18 protein-coding genes and 1 pseudogene are annotated in these 15,177 nt (G+C 62.2%); 6 read left to right on the top strand and 13 right to left on the bottom strand.

The window, feature by feature from the left end; genetic code table 11:
* Positions 1 to 9 precede the first annotated feature (9 nt).
* The 4 genes from ABJF10_RS09035 to ABJF10_RS09020 form a co-directional block, all read right to left on the bottom strand.
* Positions 10 to 1,620, bottom strand: a complete 1,611-nt coding sequence (locus tag ABJF10_RS09035) for an FHA domain-containing protein (protein WP_348544224.1) — start codon at positions 1,618 to 1,620, stop codon at positions 10 to 12.
* Between the two features lie 4 nt (positions 1,621 to 1,624).
* Complete coding sequence (locus tag ABJF10_RS09030; protein WP_348544223.1) at positions 1,625 to 3,256, bottom strand: NAD+ synthase; 1,632 nt, start codon at positions 3,254 to 3,256, stop codon at positions 1,625 to 1,627.
* 30 nt (positions 3,257 to 3,286) lie between these two features.
* Entirely contained in the window at positions 3,287 to 3,457 is a 171-nt protein-coding gene (locus tag ABJF10_RS09025; RefSeq protein ID WP_348544222.1) for a hypothetical protein, read from the bottom strand.
* 69 nt (positions 3,458 to 3,526) lie between these two features.
* The gene (locus ABJF10_RS09020; RefSeq protein WP_348544221.1) at positions 3,527 to 4,213 is read right to left on the bottom strand and encodes a CAAX prenyl protease-related protein; all 687 of its coding nucleotides are present in this window, start codon (positions 4,211 to 4,213) and stop codon (positions 3,527 to 3,529) included.
* 6 nt (positions 4,214 to 4,219) lie between these two features.
* Here ABJF10_RS09020 and ABJF10_RS09015 point away from each other — a divergent pair, with 6 nt between their 5' ends.
* From ABJF10_RS09015 to ABJF10_RS08995, 5 genes are read left to right on the top strand one after another with little or no spacing between them, the layout of a single operon-like run.
* Positions 4,220 to 4,468: a hypothetical protein gene (locus ABJF10_RS09015; RefSeq protein ID WP_348544220.1), complete on the top strand. Its 249-nt coding sequence runs from the start codon at positions 4,220 to 4,222 to the stop codon at positions 4,466 to 4,468.
* Between the two features lie 50 nt (positions 4,469 to 4,518).
* Positions 4,519 to 5,556, top strand: coding sequence for a pilus assembly protein PilM (pilM, locus tag ABJF10_RS09010; RefSeq protein WP_348544219.1), 1,038 nt, complete (start codon positions 4,519 to 4,521; stop codon positions 5,554 to 5,556).
* A 3-nt stretch (positions 5,557 to 5,559) separates the two neighbouring features.
* Positions 5,560 to 6,201: a hypothetical protein gene (locus ABJF10_RS09005; protein ID WP_348544218.1), complete on the top strand. Its 642-nt coding sequence runs from the start codon at positions 5,560 to 5,562 to the stop codon at positions 6,199 to 6,201.
* Positions 6,198 to 6,749, top strand: a complete 552-nt coding sequence (locus ABJF10_RS09000; protein ID WP_348544217.1) for a hypothetical protein — start codon at positions 6,198 to 6,200, stop codon at positions 6,747 to 6,749. The genes ABJF10_RS09005 and ABJF10_RS09000 overlap by 4 nt, the downstream gene beginning before the upstream one ends.
* Positions 6,746 to 7,300, top strand: a complete 555-nt coding sequence (locus ABJF10_RS08995; RefSeq protein WP_348544216.1) for a hypothetical protein — start codon at positions 6,746 to 6,748, stop codon at positions 7,298 to 7,300. Before ABJF10_RS09000 ends, ABJF10_RS08995 begins: the two co-directional genes overlap by 4 nt.
* Positions 7,301 to 7,438: 138 nt before the next feature.
* Here ABJF10_RS08995 and ABJF10_RS08990 read toward each other — a convergent pair whose 3' ends face one another.
* Positions 7,439 to 8,164, bottom strand: coding sequence for a sugar phosphate nucleotidyltransferase (locus tag ABJF10_RS08990; RefSeq protein ID WP_348544215.1), 726 nt, complete (start codon positions 8,162 to 8,164; stop codon positions 7,439 to 7,441).
* A 272-nt stretch (positions 8,165 to 8,436) separates the two neighbouring features.
* On the opposite strand from ABJF10_RS08990, the gene ABJF10_RS08985 reads away from it, so the two are divergent.
* The gene (locus ABJF10_RS08985; protein ID WP_348544214.1) at positions 8,437 to 8,778 is read left to right on the top strand and encodes a hypothetical protein; all 342 of its coding nucleotides are present in this window, start codon (positions 8,437 to 8,439) and stop codon (positions 8,776 to 8,778) included.
* Between the two features lie 111 nt (positions 8,779 to 8,889).
* On the opposite strand, the gene ABJF10_RS08980 is transcribed toward ABJF10_RS08985, so the two are convergent.
* From ABJF10_RS08980 to ABJF10_RS08945, 8 genes and pseudogenes are all read right to left on the bottom strand, one after another.
* On the bottom strand, positions 8,890 to 9,369 hold the full coding sequence (locus tag ABJF10_RS08980; protein WP_348544213.1) for a GYF domain-containing protein: 480 nt from the start codon (positions 9,367 to 9,369) through the stop codon (positions 8,890 to 8,892).
* Positions 9,370 to 9,445: 76 nt separating this feature from the next.
* The gene (locus ABJF10_RS08975; protein ID WP_348544212.1) at positions 9,446 to 9,913 is read right to left on the bottom strand and encodes a VOC family protein; all 468 of its coding nucleotides are present in this window, start codon (positions 9,911 to 9,913) and stop codon (positions 9,446 to 9,448) included.
* A 97-nt stretch (positions 9,914 to 10,010) separates the two neighbouring features.
* Positions 10,011 to 10,532 carry a GNAT family N-acetyltransferase gene (locus tag ABJF10_RS08970; RefSeq protein ID WP_348544211.1) on the bottom strand — a complete coding sequence of 174 codons (522 nt, stop codon included), beginning with the start codon at positions 10,530 to 10,532 and terminating at the stop codon, positions 10,011 to 10,013.
* 83 nt (positions 10,533 to 10,615) lie between these two features.
* Positions 10,616 to 11,701, bottom strand: coding sequence for an ATP-dependent 6-phosphofructokinase (locus ABJF10_RS08965; RefSeq protein WP_348544210.1), 1,086 nt, complete (start codon positions 11,699 to 11,701; stop codon positions 10,616 to 10,618).
* A gap of 2 nt (positions 11,702 to 11,703) precedes the next feature.
* On the bottom strand, positions 11,704 to 12,630 hold the full coding sequence (locus tag ABJF10_RS08960; protein ID WP_348544209.1) for a serine hydrolase: 927 nt from the start codon (positions 12,628 to 12,630) through the stop codon (positions 11,704 to 11,706).
* 79 nt (positions 12,631 to 12,709) lie between these two features.
* Positions 12,710 to 14,026, bottom strand: a complete 1,317-nt coding sequence (locus tag ABJF10_RS08955) for a TIGR03118 family protein (RefSeq protein ID WP_348544208.1) — start codon at positions 14,024 to 14,026, stop codon at positions 12,710 to 12,712.
* Between the two features lie 70 nt (positions 14,027 to 14,096).
* Positions 14,097 to 14,810 (bottom strand): PEP-CTERM sorting domain-containing protein, encoded by a 714-nt coding sequence (locus tag ABJF10_RS08950; RefSeq protein WP_348544207.1) that lies wholly within the window; start codon positions 14,808 to 14,810, stop codon positions 14,097 to 14,099.
* 50 nt (positions 14,811 to 14,860) lie between these two features.
* Positions 14,861 to 15,177 (bottom strand): annotated as a pseudogene (locus ABJF10_RS08945) (hypothetical protein); the annotation flags it as partial.

Below are 15,177 nucleotides of genomic sequence, written 5' to 3'. Positions count from 1 at the left end.
TGGCTTTTGTTATTCGATCTGCACGGCAAAAACGTGAGTTCCGATCCGGAGCGTTTGACCGGGGGCGAGCGGCAGCATTTCGCCCCGGCCCAATAGCGTATCGCGGCCGGCCAGCACAGGTTCGGCCAGGGAGTCGTTGCGCAGCCAAAAACAGCCACGAAAATAGTGGAAAGCAGCCGGGCTGCGGCCGCGGCCGCGCGTGTCCCAAACGATGCTGCCAGCGGCATCGAGGCCGAAGCCGACTTCGGAAAAGAGCCACACGCCGTGGCGGGTGGTGGCGTGTCCATCCACCGGCTGGCAAACGAGCGCGCGATCGGGAGTCAGCGCCGCCTTGTCGTCCGGGCCGGCCCACGCGTCCAGATTGTCGATCTCCCACGAGGAGGCTTCCGTGGCGGCCAGCGGAATCAAATCCAGCACGTATTCATCGCCTAGATCGAGCCGGCCGCGCTGGGGCAGCACGGTGGGATGGTTGGGGGTGAGTGGCTGGCCGTCGAGGGAGGAGCCATTGAGACTGGGCCCACGGCCATTGCCGTCGCGCAGAGTGATATGGCCGTCGTTGATCTCGAGCAGGGCGTGCACGCGGCTCAGGCGGTTGGTGCGGGCATCGTTCGCTTCGCTTTCCGGCAGAATGCGAGCGACAAAATCGGCTCCGGCGGAGCGCCCCACGGTAAAGCGCGGGCCGGTGGTGAGGCGAATGGGCAGGACTGCGGAATCTTCCGGTTCGAGATTCAGCGTGGATCCGGGGCGGGCCGAGGTGAGGAACGCTTCCGGGATATGGTATTTCCGGACTGGGGCGGTGGTCGCTTCTTTCGGCGGAGACGGAAGATTCGTATCCGACTGGGCATGCAACAGATCGCGCCAGAGCGATGCGCAATCGGCGTGCGGCATGGCGAGCAATTCGCGGCGGAGCACCGCATTGCCGGCTTCCCGGAGGGAACTCAGGGGACTGTAGCGACGGCTGTCCACTTCGCGAATGCGCCCCCCGAGCAATTCGTAGAGCAGCAGGGCCAGTTCGCGCGGGCCATAGCCTTCCTGGATTTCCGTGGGCCGGCGCGGGTCGACCACCACCGTGTGCTTGGTTTCATCGGTCACGGAGTCCGCCATCAGTCCGCGCAAGCTCAAGGGGTTCAACTTGAGAATGTAGGCCGGCCAGCGATCCACGGGGGTTCCCAGCAGGCTTTCCGCGACACCGCCGTCCACAAATTCGACAAAGAGCTTGCCGAGCAGCGGCCGTGGGATGGGCACGGCTTCGCGGGCCAGGAAATCGAGCGTCGCGGGGAGAGTGGAGAGCAGGTGCAACGCTTCGCCGATGCTCAATTCCCGTCTCCGGCGGAGCAGATCGAGAAGCGAAATACCCTGCACCCACTCCTGGACGATGAGGCCGTTCCGCGGATCGAAATGGTAGACCCGGGAGAGATGCGGATGCGGCAGGCATTGCAGATGCCGGACAGTGTTCTCAAGAAGTTGGCGGGCCTCGGCCTCGAGGCCGCAATTCTGCCCGAGTTGCTTCACGCTGACGATCTCACCAAACGCCAGGTCGCGTGCGCGGAAGAGCCGGCCCCCGGTGACGTGAGGCAGTTCGTCGAGCAGTTCGTAACGGTCGTCGAGGCGCCGGCTCATGAGCTCATTCCACGAAACGCTGGGCCACCGGCATCTTGCGGCCGAGGCCGAAGGCGCGGCCCGTGACTTTCAGTCCCGGCACCGCCTGGGCACGCTTGTACTCGTTGAGGTCGACGCGCCGCACGACCCAGCGCACGGTCTTCTCGTCGAATCCACGGGCGATGATCTCGGTGCTGCTGAGTTGCTCCTCGACGTAGAGTTGCAGGATGGGATCGAGAATCTCGTAGGGCGGCAGGGTGTCCTGATCGCGCTGGTCCGGCTTCAACTCAGCGCTGGGCGGCTTTTCGATCGTGGCGCGAGGGATGATTTCCCGGTCGCGATTGATCCACTCGGCGAGCTCGTAAACCATGGTCTTCGGTACGTCGCTGATCACGGCGAGACCGCCGCACATGTCGCCATAGAGGGTGCAATAGCCCACCGCGAGTTCGCTTTTGTTGCCGGTGGTGAGCAGCAGGGAGCCGAACTTGTTCGAGAGCGCCATGAGTGTCATCCCGCGCAGACGCGGCTGCATATTTTCCTCGGTCGTATCCTCGGGAAGGCCGGCGAAGATCTCGCGAAACTGCTCGCGGAAGACCTCGAAGCTCCGCTGGATCGGGATAGTGAGACAGCGGATGCCGAGGTTTTGGGCGATGAGGAGCGAGTCGTCGATGCTGCCCGGCGAGCTGAATTGCGTGGGCATGGTGACGCCGAGCACATGCTCCGCGCCGAGGGCCTGCGCGGCAAGGCAGGCGGTGACCGCGCTGTCGATGCCGCCGCTCAAGCCGAGGACGGCGGAGTGAAAGCCGCACTTGTGGAGATAGTCGCGCGTGCCGAGCGAGAGGGCGTGGAAAAGTTCCTCCGGCTCGGAGGGAAAGGCCGGAGATGGGGAGGGAGAGGCCGGATGCAGGTCCACGATAGCGCATTCCTCGGCGAAGGGCGCCAGCCTGGTGTGCAGCGTGCCCTGCGAGTCGAGGGCGAGGGAGTTGCCGTCGAAGACCAACTGGTCGTTGCCCCCGATGGCGTTGCAGTAGTGGATCGGGAGCCGGTGTTCGCGGGCCACGGCGCTGAGCATTTCCGCCCGGCGAGCCGCCTTGCCGAGACTGAAAGGGGAAGCGCTCAGGTTCAGGATGGCCTGGATGCCTTGAGCGATGAGCGACCCCACCGGGGAACTGCCATACAAGTGTCGGGGGAGATACTTCTCCGTCCAGATGTCCTCGCAAATGGTGACGCCGAATCGGGTGCCGGCGATCTCGACCGGCTCGACGCTTTTCGCCGGCTCGAAATAGCGGTCCTCGTCGAAGACGTCGTAGGTGGGGAGCAGCGACTTGTGGATCTTGCGGATTGGCTGGCCGCGCTGGAGAACCGCGGCGGCGTTGTGAAAGGGTTGCCCGGGTCCGCTGTTCACGTCGATGAAGCCGACAATGAGCGGCACATCGCCCACCGCTTGGTGCAGTTCGTCGAGCTTCTCGAGGTTGAGCGGGACGAAGCGCGACTTGAAGACGAGGTCCTGAGGCGGGTAACCGGTGAGGGCGAGTTCGGGGGTGAGGACAAGGTGCGCGCCGCGTGCGACGAGGGCGCGATAAGCCGCAAGGATCTTCTCCGCATTGCCGCGAAGGTCACCGACGGTGGTATTGAGCTGGGCGAGACCGATTTTCACTGGAGCGGCACCTGAGGGGCCGCAGTGAAGTTAATGGTGGCGCTTTTCCGCTGTCGAGCCGTGGAGGCTATCTTTCGCGCCTTCGTTGGACGTCTCGTAGAAGGCTTCCTGGATGATGTGGCGGAAACCCCACAGGAGACACGCGGCGGCGAATCCGGCGAGGATCATCATGATGAACTTATGGACGAAAGTGCCTTGCACAGGGTGTTCTTAAGCAGATCCTTTGCCGCGGAGTGGAATGTCTTTCCCCGTCCCCGGGCTCGCCGGTCGCTACCAGAAGCCCCACTGGCCGGTGCGCAGGACGTAAATTCCCAGCAGGGCGTTGGTCACGGCGTGGACGAGCACGCAGGAACTGAGGCTTTTGGTGCGGTAGGCGACGAGATTGTAAAGCGCGCCGGTGAGGATCGCGGCCGGCCAGTCGGCGCGGGAATGTTCGAGGCAGAAACCGGCGGTCACAATCGCGAAGGAGCGCCAGGAAAATGTTCCAAAGGGCACACGGGAAAAGTCCTCATTGATCAAGTAGCGGAGCAAAAACCCGCGCCAGAAGATTTCCTCGAGCAGCGGCACGACCACCACCAGTCGCACGAAGCGCAGCCCTAGATTCACCGCATAGGGCCAGCCGGTGCCGCCGAAAAACTCCGGGTTGAACCCGTCCAGGCGCCGGGGCGCGCCCAGCCATTCCTGGGGCGCGATCCAGAGCAGCAAGGCCAGCACCCCGGCGCCGAAGGTGAACAGCAGCCGATGCGGCGCGCGCAACTGGTAGAAAGGCCAGCCGCGCAGGAGAAACACCGAGCAGACGAGCGTTTGCAGAGGAAAGACCCAGTACATCGGCTGGCTGAAGGCCCAGAAGGCGCGCCCATCTCCAAAATGCTCCACGACCGATCCGAGCCCCAAAACAACGAAAAATGCCAAAAAAGGCGCGAGATTAGCTTTTTCTTTGGGATCAGCGCCAAACATGGAGCCATGAAAGAAATCGAAACCAAGGAATCAACGCCAGAACAACTCATGCAAATGCTCGAGGTCCAGCTCGCTGCGCAGCGTTCTCATCGCGCGCAGTCCGGTCGCAATCGTGCGATAATTCTCGTTGCTGGGATTCTCTTCATTGTGGTCGCCGCCAGTGGAGCCCTTCTGGTGCTGGATCAAATGCTGGTCGACCTGCGGCAAAACGAACGTCTTCCAGAGTCAGGGGCGACCCCTGTAAACGGGAAATAATTGAGAATTCAAGCCCCTCGGCACATCGGCTGCTAATACGCATTTGTAGAATGGCAAAAGCTCCTACATCCGTGATCGGCGTGGACCTCGGGCGATACTCCCTGAAGTCCGTGCTGCTGCAAAAAAAGCCGGGCAACCGCTATGTGCTCACCCATTACGCGGCGCAGATCGTTGCCGAGCCCGCGGAAACGGCCGAGGCGCTCGCGACTCAACTGAAATCTTTGTTCAAGGAAATGGGCGGCTCCGCCAAGGCCTGTGCCGTGGGCGTCTCCACCCCGGACGCCATCATCCGCATCATCGAGCAGCCGGAGACGCCGCCGGAACTGCTGCGCGAAGCGTTGCGCTTGAATGGCATGACTTTGCTCAACCAGGACTGCCGGGAATTTGTGCTCGATTGCGATCGCATCGCTCCCTTGGGGTCTCCCACCGAGGCCGATGCGCTCGGCCGAAAGCGCTACCTGGTCGGTGGCCTGCCCCGCCCGCAAGTCACGCTGGTCGGCACCGCGCTGCAACAAGCCAGCAACGACGTCAGCGTCATGCAACTGGCCCCGATCTGCGCTTTCAATGCCTTTGAATTCGCCCACGAGGAGGTCTTCAACAACCAGGCGTTTTTCCTGGTGGATATCGGCCACACCAATTCCACGATGATGGTCGGCCTGAAGCGCGAACTCATCCTCGTGCGCAATATCGATTTCGGCGGCAAGGCCTTGATCGAAGCCCTGACCAGCTTGAGCGGCGAAGGGCGTGAGGCCGTCTTGCAGGCGCTGGAGCAGGAGGACGAAGTGATGATCGAATTTGCCCGTGTCGCTATCAATGCGCTCATCCGGGAAATCCAGAACTCCATCGGGTTCCTCGAGCACCGGCACGAAGAAACCATCCCGAAGATCTATGTGTCCGGAGGCCCGGCCAAGTCGCAGGCGCTGCTGAAAGTCTTTACGGAGGAACTGCGCCTGCCCTGCGAATCGTGGAGCGCGGTGTCCAAATGTGAGTCGACGCTCCCGGCGAATCGCACCGCCGCCCTGGCGGAGTACGGGATCGACTTGAATGTCGCCTGCGGTGCCGCCGCGGAACTTTTGAAAGCAAGCTGAGCCATGGCCCTCCGTCTCAATCTCTATCACGAAGTCATCCGGGCCAAGGCGCTCAAGCGCCGGGATCCGCTGAAAATCTCCATCTGGGGCATCTCCGCCGTGCTCGGCTGTTTCGCCCTGTGGTATTTTTTCGAGTTGGTGCGGATGCACGGAATCAACGACGAATATCTGAAGGCGAAGGGGGAATTCTCCCGCGTGGAGCCGCAGGCCAAGGTGGCGCGGAAGCGAGAGGAAGAATTGAACCAGCAGGCGGCGACGAGTGTGAAGATGGTGAAGCGGATCGAAGGACGCTTCTACTGGGCGCCTTTGCTCGCGGAACTCACGCAGGTCGTCCCGCGCGAGGTGCAGATTTCGCGGCTCGGTGGTGAACTGAGCGGCGACGCCGTCCGGCGCTGCTCGCTGAGCATCGATGGATTGTCGGCCGGCACCGATCCCCGCCGCGTGGCCGAGGACTTGCGCACGGCCATCGCCGACCGCCTGTCTCCGCACTACAAGAATGTCACTTCCACCTTCAAGACGCTCGAAGACGGGACCGAGATGATCACGCTGGATGGCAAGCAAGTGGGCACCGCCACTTTCGCTATCATCGTGCAATTTACCGCCAGCGACGACACGCAAACCGCACCCGGACGGAGAAAGAAATGAAACTCGGCAAAGAAGAAATCCAAAAAATCGTCCTCGGCGGATTGCTGTTGTTGGGCGTGGTCTACAGCTACTTCGATTTGCTGCTCGGTCCGCTCATGAAACACGCGGAGCAGACGCAGCAGGGCATCGGTGCGCTGGGACCGGAAATCGCCAATGCCAAGGCCCAGATGGCGAAGACCAAACAGATGGAACTGGACTCGCCCCAGCAAACCCTGCCCATGCGCCAGGCTCTGGCGATGATTCCCGAGGGCTCACCGGTCGCCTGGTTTCCGACGCGCACGGCGGATTTTTTCAAGAAGCAGGGGGTCGACAAGGCCGCCACGCGCATGACGGGTGAGTCGAGCGACAAGGACCTGCCGGGCTTCCGTAAGATCACCTGGGGCGTGGACCTGCCCAAGGTGGAATATGTGACTTTTGCCCAGGCCATCGCGGCACTGGAAAATGAGGAACCTTTGCTGGAGATTAGCGCGATGCAGATCGATGCCAGCCGTGACGACGTCGAAATGCAGCACGTCTTCCTCACCGTCAACAACCTCGTCAAGCAATGAGCCTCCGCCCCTCTCGTTTTCTCGCTGTTTTCCTGGCGTGCGCCCCGGTGGTGCATGCCGTCCGTCCGGCCCCGGTTGAAACCCCGGCCCCGGCCGAGCCGGCCAAAGCCGATTCCGCCCCCAAGGACGAAGTGCCGCCCTACGTCTTGAAAAAGCGTTCCACTTTTTCGAACCCCGATGACGTGCAGCGCGCGCCTTTCTGGCCCATCGGCTGGGTGAAACGCAACAAAGGAGGCCCCGTGGCGTCCGCTCCGCAAGTGCAGGCGCCGAAAGTCGTCCTCGATGGGAAAAGCTTCAAGGTCACCAGCATCATGATCGGCTCGGGCACGACCCCGTCGCTGGCGGTGATCAATGCCCGCGCCTACAGCGAGGGAGAGTTTCTCCGCATGCCGAAGACGCCCGGCGCGACGCCGGTGCGCATTCGAGTGCAGCGGATCAATGACGGCAATGTGGTCTTGCAGAATGGTGACCAGACGCTGGTCGCGAATCTCACTCGGCCGGAACTTTCCAACCCGAAGCCCGAGGAACTGCTGAACGACAAGGATCGCTGACGCGGAGAGCGGGAGAGGAATGGAAAGGGAGGATAGACAACGAGACGGAGTCTCTAATGAGCCCCTTGTCTCCCTGTCTGATTGTCTCCTCTTCGTCTGCGCCTCTGCGTTTTAAGACTGACTCGATCGGGCTGTCGCTCAAGTCTCCGCGTTGAGCTGTGCCAGGACTTCTGGGTCGCGGACGTCGGCCCAGTCGCCACTCAACTCGATGACTTGTACTTTGCGTCCGCTTTGGGCGAGCGCGCGGATGGCGTCGGTGAGTTCGTATTCGCCGCGCGGGGATTTCTCGAGCTTCGCGGTGAACTCGAAGATGCTAGGGCGGAAGGCGTAGACACCGGCGTTGTACCATGGGCTGGTGGGCTCGCCCGGCTTGGGCTTTTCCCGCAGGTCCGTCATCTCGAAGCGTTCGTTCACAAAGACCGCGCCGCCCTTGGCGATTTCTCCCGGGTTGTGCTTCACGCTCACGAGCCCCTCGGCGTCGCCGAGATCGGCCAGCCGCTGGTAATTTGCCGGATCGATCAGGATATCGCCGTAGCTGAGGATGAAGGGATCCGCGCCGGCAAAATCCTTCGCCAATTCCACCACGCGCCCCGTGCCATCCTGCACCACCTGCGTTGCGTACTCGACTGTGACGCCGAATTTCGATCCGTCGCCGAAGTAGTCCTTCACGACTTCCGCGTGCCAGCCGACGACGATCTGGAAATGGGTGACGCCTGCCGCGCGCAAGCCGTCCACGATATGCCGCAGGATCGGCTGTCCGCGCACCGGGATCATCGGCTTGGGGAGTTCACTTGTCAGTTCGCGCATGCGCGTGCCTTTGCCGGCGGCGAGGAGGACGGCTTTATGGATCGTGGAAGAGCTCATGGGCTTGGAAGGTTCGGGCGTGGATGTGACAGCGGTATTCCCATAGCGGGCGCTTGGTGCGGGGGCAAGAGTGGGGACGGAAGGGAGAGATGCGAGTGTGGAAGCCGGCCCAAGGCGTCGCCCCGGATTTCGATTTTGATGCGGCGCGCTCTCGTCTCGCGCAGATGCTTCGCAGGGAATAGCAGGAAAGGGAGAGGATTGGCCAATGGGCGCGCAGCGGTTCTTTCCATCCGGGCCGAATGTTTGGCGAAAACAAAACACGGAGATCATGAATGAAAACACTATCCCTACTCACCGCCCTGCTCGCCCTCACCTTTGCTGCCGGATCGTTTGCCGCGGACGAAACTGCGGCGAAGGAAGGGTGCAAAATGATGAAGAAGGAGCCCGCGCCCGAACCCGCCTGCTGCTGCCAGAAAATGATGGCGAAAACGGAGACACCTGCCAAAGCCGCCGACCTTGACTCGCTCATCGACAAGATGAAGGCGGCCAAGGGTGATCAAGTGCTCGACACGTTTGCAGCCGTGCTGAACCAAATCATGGCGGAGCGCAAAGCTGTGCAGGAAAAAGCTCCCGAAGGAGCGACGCCTGCGGCGCCCCCGGCGCATCAGCATTAAAGACGAATTCGAGGAGGACCATAGGCCCGCAAACAGTTAGCGCGGATGGGGCGTTGCCCTCGGCTGGCTTGTAGCAGTCCTTCGCCTGATGGCGGCGTGGCCAAAATCGCTTCAATGCTTCGCCGAGAGTAGTGCCACGGCGATGAGCGCGTGATAGGCAATGGAGATCGCTCCAAAAATAATGCCGATCCACGCGTGGACGGCGCCCTTGATCACGGGATTTTGTTTTCGCTTCTTGAGGCCGATGATGCCGAGGATCAAAGCGGGAATGGCGAGCAAGATGCCGATGAAAGGCATGAGACCGAAGATCCCGAGATAGTAGCCGACCAAGGCGTGCGGGTTCTTGTACGGAATGAGTCCGCCGGTGGCGTCGCCGGTCTGCGGAATTGGTGGAGGCGCCAGCGGTGGAGGGGGTGGTGGAGGCGTGCTCCCGGCTTGCACGACGGAGGAGATCGGCTGCCATGTCTTGCTGCCGACGGCGCATACTTGGGTGGTTGAGGCAAGACCGCCTTGGGAGAGTTGGGTCGTCAATTCTCCGAGAGGGGTGGGTCCCAGCACGTTCGTACCGTCGGCCGTGTAATAGTAGTCCATAGGGGATGCGGAGAATTGCGGCGGCAGATTGGCGGAATCGCGCTCGCGATTCAATGGGGAAGAGGCGGCGGGGAAATCAGTTGGCGGCGGGCGACTTTTCGGTGATGCGCAGATAGTACCCATCGGGGTCCACGAGGCGGAAGTCGCGCAGGCCCCACGGCCGCCGGGTCACACCTTCATGGATAGCATAGCCGCTCTTCTCGACGCGTTGATAATGCGCGTCGAAGTTATCCACCTCGAGCACGATCTCAGTGCCCACGCCTTTGCGCCCCTGCAAGGCTTCCGGGGAAAAGTGGTGTGTCTTGGAAAGCATCGCCTGGTCGCAAATTCCGATGTGGACCGAGCCGTTGCGCGCCTGGATGTATTGACCCTCAGTGGGGTGGCATTCGAAACCCAACACGCGGCGGTAGAAGTCCGCCGCGACGCGCGTGTCCTTCACGAAGAGTTCGAAGCGAACGACCATTCCAGCGGGCGCAACAGGAGTAGCATCTGGTGCGTTCGGGGGATTCGCCGGGTCGGCGGCGATGCCGACGTGATGACTCATCACGCAGGCCAGGATTCCTGACACAAGTCTTGGAGAGAGGAGATGCATGGGGGAATACGGCTTTCTCGCGCGGTCGGGCACTGGGCTCCTGTTTCTCCTATTGCGTAGCAGATGAAGCAGGCGCGAGTGCGAAAACGTCGAATTGCTCGTCGTAGAGCACTTCGGAGCCGACCGTTTTAAAGCCCAGGCGGGCCAGCACCCGCTGGGAGCGGTGATTTTCCGGCTCGGTGATAGCGTGGAGGGTGCGGCCGGGGTGGTGCTGCTGATAGTGCGCGATCCAGGCGGCGGCGACTTCGGGTGCGTAGCCTTTGCCCCAGCGATCGCGGCGCAAGCGGAAGCCGAGTTCGATGCGCACACCATCGGGGAAATAGAAGAGGCCGGCGTCGCCGATGTTTTCCTGCGTGGCGCGGTCGATGACGAGCCATTTGCTGAAGCCGTGGAGTTGCTGGTGCGCGATGTAGCGGGCGAGACGGGTTTCGACGGCGGCAAGGGTCTGGTCGGGGCCACCGGGGATGAAATGCATGACCTCGGGATCGGAGAACCACGGGAAGGCGGCGGGGGCGTCCTCGAGCGTGAAGGGACGGAGGAGGGTCCGAGAGGTGATCAGCGCGTCGGGCATCCGGGGAATGATAGCGGTGAATCCAGCGGGCGGTTTTGAACATCCAACACCCAACGTCGAACATCCAATGGCGGCGGGCCGCCTTAGTCGCCGAAGCTGATGCCGACGTCGCGGCAGGTCCGCACCATTTGGCTGTCGGGTTGGACGAGCTTGATGCGGTGGACGGCATCGGCAATCGGGACGCTGAGCACGTGATAGTTCTGGTAGCTCACCATCTCGCCGAATTTTCCCTCGGCGATCAATTCCACGGCTTTGACGCCGAAACGGGTGCCGAGGATGCGGTCGAGCGTCGTCGGGGCGCCGCCGCGTTGGAGATGGCCGAGGACACAGGTGCGCGTTTCCTTGCCGGTGCGCTGGGCGATCTCGTGCGCGACGATTTCACCGATGCCGCCGAGCTTCACTTCGCCGGAGCTCACGGTGCGTGCGCGCAGGTGGCCTTCGATTTCCCGAGCCCCTTCCGCGACGACGATGAGCGTGCTCAAGCAGCCGTCGGCATCGCGCTTTTTCACGGCGTTGGCGACGCGCTCGTGGTCGAAAGGAATTTCCGGGATGAGGATGATATCGGCGCCGCCGGCGAGGCCGCCGTAGAGCGCGATCCAGCCGGCGTGACGGCCCATCACTTCGATGACCATGGCGCGCTTGTGGCTGGAGGCGGTGGTGTGCAGGCGGTCGAGCGCATCGGCCACGCAGGCCACCGCGCTGTCGAAGCCGAAAGTCGTGGCGGTGGCCTCGAGATCGTTGTCGATCGTCTTGGGCACGCCGATCATGGGAATGCCGGATTCCCAAAGCTGCTGCGCGGTGGTGAGCGAGCCATCGCCGCCGATGGCGATGACCGCGTCGATCTGCAGCCGGCGGAGCGTCTCGCGCGCCTGCTCGATGATTTCCTTGGGAATTTCCGCCTTGGAGCCTTCGCCGACCTTGGCCACGAAATGGCCGCGATTGGTGGTGCCGAGGATGGTGCCGCCGAGGTGCATGATGCCGGCGGTGCGGGCGGTAGTGAGCGGAATGAAATCTCCCGGCGGCAGCAAGCCCTCGAAGCCATCGACGAAACCGAAGACTTTCCAATTGCGATTCGTGGCGGCGCGAACAACGCCGCGGAGGACGGCGTTCAACCCGGGGCAATCGCCGCCGCTGGTTAAAACTCCGATGCGTTTGGGGATCTCAGTCATGCTTAGCGCGGCGGTTTCCATCCCTTGGCCGGACGCCCGGCCGCAGCCCATGAATCGTAGAGCTGCCAGCCGCGGGCCAGCAATGATTGGGCGAGGGGGAACCGATTGGTGGCGCCGAGCACCACCACGTTGAGCCGGCGTGGGGTGATGATATGGGTCTCGCCTTCCTGGCGGCTGTCCGGCGGCTTGCCGCAGGAAATGATGACGCACTGGCCGGCGCGGGCGGTGGTGCCGGTCTTGACGCCGTCGATGGAATTGACGCCCAGCAATTCGTTGGTGTTGCGCAGCAAATAGGCGCTCTGGCCGCCGCTGGCGGTTTGGATGGTGATCTTGCGTTCGTGTTGCGAGACGTAGAAGCGAAAGGCGGAATTGGCCATCGCGTAGGAGGTGAGCTTCGCGAGGTCCGCCGCCGTGGAGTAGGGGACCGAGCGCTCGAGGTTGTCGAGGCCGTGGGGATTGAGAAATTTCGTGTTCTTCATGCCCCGGGTCCGGGCGAGGGCATTCATTTGCACAACGAAGCTGTCGACCGGGCTGCCCGAACCGCCGATGGCCTGCCCGACATGGCTGGCCAGGGTGAGGGCGGCGACGTTGTCGGACTGCATGAGCGCGGCGTAAAGCAGGTCGCGCAGCGTGGCGCGGTCGCCGGGTTGGAAGCCGGTGCCCTGGCCCGCGGAGATCTGGGCGGCTTCGCCGGGCACGGTGGCGAGCTGGCCGAGGTCGGACTTGCTGGCTTCGCTCCAGTCGAGCACGACCATCGCCGTGGCGATCTTGGTAAGGCTGGCGATGGGGAGCTTCTTGTCGCCGTGCGCCTGCTCGAGGATGAAGCCAGTGGTGCTGTCGGAGACGACAAAGGCGGCAGCCTCATCCGCGCGGACGGGAACCGCGAGCGCGAGCAACGTGAACAACAGCGCGACAGGCGCGAATTTCAATAAAGCCATGTAAGCATCCGCATAGTAGCGGTTGCCCTTTGCTTGGCAAGTCCACCCTCAAGGCTCGATGGGGACCGCGCTAGCGTGCGGCGGGATTCTGTGCCGCTGCCGTGGAGGAAGCGGTGTCGGGGGTGCGCCGGGGCTCTCTCGAATGGCGTGAATCGAGGCGGCCCAAAATGCCGTCCTGTTCATTGTTCGGTCCGGCGGTGAAGTAGAGCGAGTCGGCGCTGCCCAGACTGTGGCCGTTGCCAAAGGCGAGTCCCCAGATGCCATCGATGGAGATGATCTTGCTTTCGGCATCGCGCATGTAACCGACGAAATCTCCGGTCTCGAGATTGAAGGCCGAGATGGTGCCGTCGCCGAAATTGGCGACGAGGAGGTCATTCGCGTACTGGCCAAAGCCGGCGGGGGCGATGGCCATGCCCCACGGGAGATTGAGCACGCCATGGCCGGCGAAGAAATCCTTCACCAGCGTACCGTCTTCGTTATATTCGACGACGTGGCCAAAGCCGGCTCCGGCGATTTGCTCCTGACCCTCGTCGCTATAGGGATCGAACTCGCCGTAGGCAACGAAGAGGTGGCCGCCGAGATCGACAATATTGAAGGGGTGGAGACCGCCGACGGTCGCGGGTGTCTGAAAATGGAACGCGTCGGTGACATCCTTCCATTGGTTGTCAAAGACCTGAATGGCGTTGTTGCGAATATCGGCGACGAAGAGATGATTGCCCCCCGCTTTCTTGTACGCGTCCGAGTCGGCAGCATTGTTTGTGAGGGCGGCTCCGGTGAAGACGCAATTCACACGATATGGCATCCACTGCGCGGTCTTCGAATAGTCGATGATCAACGGTGCGATCTTCATGGCGACCGCGGTATTGGCGCTCCACGCATTGATGCAGCCGTCCTCGGTCACGAAGATGAATTTTGCCGAGCCGGAGAAGCCGTCGGGGATGGCTTCGGGCGGCGCGACCTTGAGGTTATCGGCTGGGCCGGCAACGGGGAATTCCACTGGCTGCCCAGGGAGATCGCTGGCGGAATTGTAGGCCTGACCGGTCACAAACGCGTAGCCGTGATCGGTCCAGTGCGGTTGTTCGAGTTCGACGATTTTCAGGCCGTCCTGGTGGAGGGGATTGCCTGGGACATCACCAATGAATTCGGAAGAGGTGCCCGTCCCGGCATTGGATATCCAGATGTGGCCGCCGGCGCCCGGCGGACGCAAAGCGATGCCCCAGGCATCGCGCATGCGTTCATCGATAATCTGTGGATTGTACTCCGCCTTATTGGCCACGAGATTGGTCTGCGTGTAGCCGGGATCGGCACGCAGCTTTTGGGCGGAAGCCGTGGTGGTGGCCAGGAGCACGCCGGCGAGGGGAAGGAGCAACTTCGGCAGTTTATTCATAGGATAAGTAAAAAGTCCGTGGGGCCATCTCGGCAGATGGCCCCACGGAGGTTATTGGGAGGTTATTGGCTTAGGCGGCTGAAAGCGCGGCCGTCCGCTTTCTCCGGGCTGCCAGGCCGACGGTTCCGAGGAGGAGCAAGGCCGCGGAACCCGGTTCCGGAACGGAACTGATGCTGGCGGTCACCCCACCCTCCGGGCTTTGGCTCGTGTAGGTATTCACCTGGGAGAGAAACGTGCTCGCGACCATGGCATTCGAGACCAGGGTGCCGCCGGTCGCATCCGATGTCGGAATCGAGAAGGTGGAATTGTCGTCGATGAAGACATTAAATTGGTCCGGGCTTGGGAGGCCGGAACCGACGACTTCCGCGACGTTCGTTTCGGTCACTTTGAAGACGATCTGTATCACGCCGGCGGGCAACACCTCGGCGTATTCATTCACGCCGTCGGGTTGGCCAGAGGGCGACGTCAGCACCACACTGGTCAGCAGCGAGCCGCTCGTGTTGCCCAAGGGGGTGTAAGTCTGCGTTCCCGTGGGCGACAACGAACCGGAGCCGCCGGTGAGAGAGAAATTACTCAATGTGACGGTGTTCGAGACGTTACCGGAGCCCGAGACCAACTGGAGGTCCAGGGAGAAGGGTGCATTGGAATTACCCAGCAGAGATGTGGTGTTCAGGGTAACCCAGTAGACCAGATTCGCCGCGTGACCGGCCGGAGCGAGGGCGAGCAGGAAGGCGGTGGAGAGGACGGCCGCGCAGGAAGTGCGCAGGAAGCGTGTCATTTTCATTTGGATGATAATTTAAGTCCGATGAGGCGGTGGTTGGAGATGAGGGCCGATTACGGCGTGCCAGCGGTGTGGATGACGCTCAGCGTGTCGGTAATCCCGCCGCCGGTTGTGGTGAATTTCAGTGAGACGGTGACGGAAGCGCCAGGCGCCAGGCCCGAAGGAGAGACCGAGATATAGGGACTGCCCGGCGTATTATTGACGGTGTCGCCTGTCTTATTGGTCAGAGTGGCATTGGATGATAGATTGCCTAACACGAGATAGATGGGATCGGTGATCGTCTGAGAGAGGACGTTGGTCACGGTGACCGTCTGCCCATAGGTGTTTGTGCGGCGATCGAACGCGTACCCGCTGGCGGCATAATTCAACC

The sequence above is a fragment of the Chthoniobacter sp. genome (genome assembly GCF_040003245.1).
GTDB lineage: Bacteria > Verrucomicrobiota > Verrucomicrobiia > Chthoniobacterales > Chthoniobacteraceae > Chthoniobacter.
This window is presented reverse-complemented; position numbering and strand designations above follow the sequence as displayed.

Bases quoted from the DNA above. Each gene is read 5' to 3' on its own strand.
- ABJF10_RS08985 (WP_348544214.1), top strand. From the start codon at position 8,437: ATGAAAACACTATCCCTACTCACCGCCCTGCTCGCCCTCACCTTTGCT.
- ABJF10_RS09020 (WP_348544221.1), bottom strand. From the start codon at position 4,213: ATGTTTGGCGCTGATCCCAAAGAAAAAGCTAATCTCGCGCCTTTTTTG.
- pilM (WP_348544219.1), top strand. From the start codon at position 4,519: ATGGCAAAAGCTCCTACATCCGTGATCGGCGTGGACCTCGGGCGATAC.
- ABJF10_RS08970 (WP_348544211.1), bottom strand. From the start codon at position 10,532: ATGCCCGACGCGCTGATCACCTCTCGGACCCTCCTCCGTCCCTTCACG.
- ABJF10_RS09005 (WP_348544218.1), top strand. From the start codon at position 5,560: ATGGCCCTCCGTCTCAATCTCTATCACGAAGTCATCCGGGCCAAGGCG.
- ABJF10_RS08990 (WP_348544215.1), bottom strand. From the start codon at position 8,164: ATGAGCTCTTCCACGATCCATAAAGCCGTCCTCCTCGCCGCCGGCAAA.
- ABJF10_RS09015 (WP_348544220.1), top strand. From the start codon at position 4,220: ATGAAAGAAATCGAAACCAAGGAATCAACGCCAGAACAACTCATGCAA.
- ABJF10_RS08975 (WP_348544212.1), bottom strand. From the start codon at position 9,913: ATGAGTCATCACGTCGGCATCGCCGCCGACCCGGCGAATCCCCCGAAC.
- ABJF10_RS08995 (WP_348544216.1), top strand. From the start codon at position 6,746: ATGAGCCTCCGCCCCTCTCGTTTTCTCGCTGTTTTCCTGGCGTGCGCC.
- ABJF10_RS08950 (WP_348544207.1), bottom strand. From the start codon at position 14,810: ATGAAAATGACACGCTTCCTGCGCACTTCCTGCGCGGCCGTCCTCTCC.
- ABJF10_RS08980 (WP_348544213.1), bottom strand. From the start codon at position 9,369: ATGGACTACTATTACACGGCCGACGGTACGAACGTGCTGGGACCCACC.
- ABJF10_RS08965 (WP_348544210.1), bottom strand. From the start codon at position 11,701: ATGACTGAGATCCCCAAACGCATCGGAGTTTTAACCAGCGGCGGCGAT.
- ABJF10_RS09035 (WP_348544224.1), bottom strand. From the start codon at position 1,620: ATGAGCCGGCGCCTCGACGACCGTTACGAACTGCTCGACGAACTGCCT.
- ABJF10_RS08955 (WP_348544208.1), bottom strand. From the start codon at position 14,026: ATGAATAAACTGCCGAAGTTGCTCCTTCCCCTCGCCGGCGTGCTCCTG.
- ABJF10_RS09000 (WP_348544217.1), top strand. From the start codon at position 6,198: ATGAAACTCGGCAAAGAAGAAATCCAAAAAATCGTCCTCGGCGGATTG.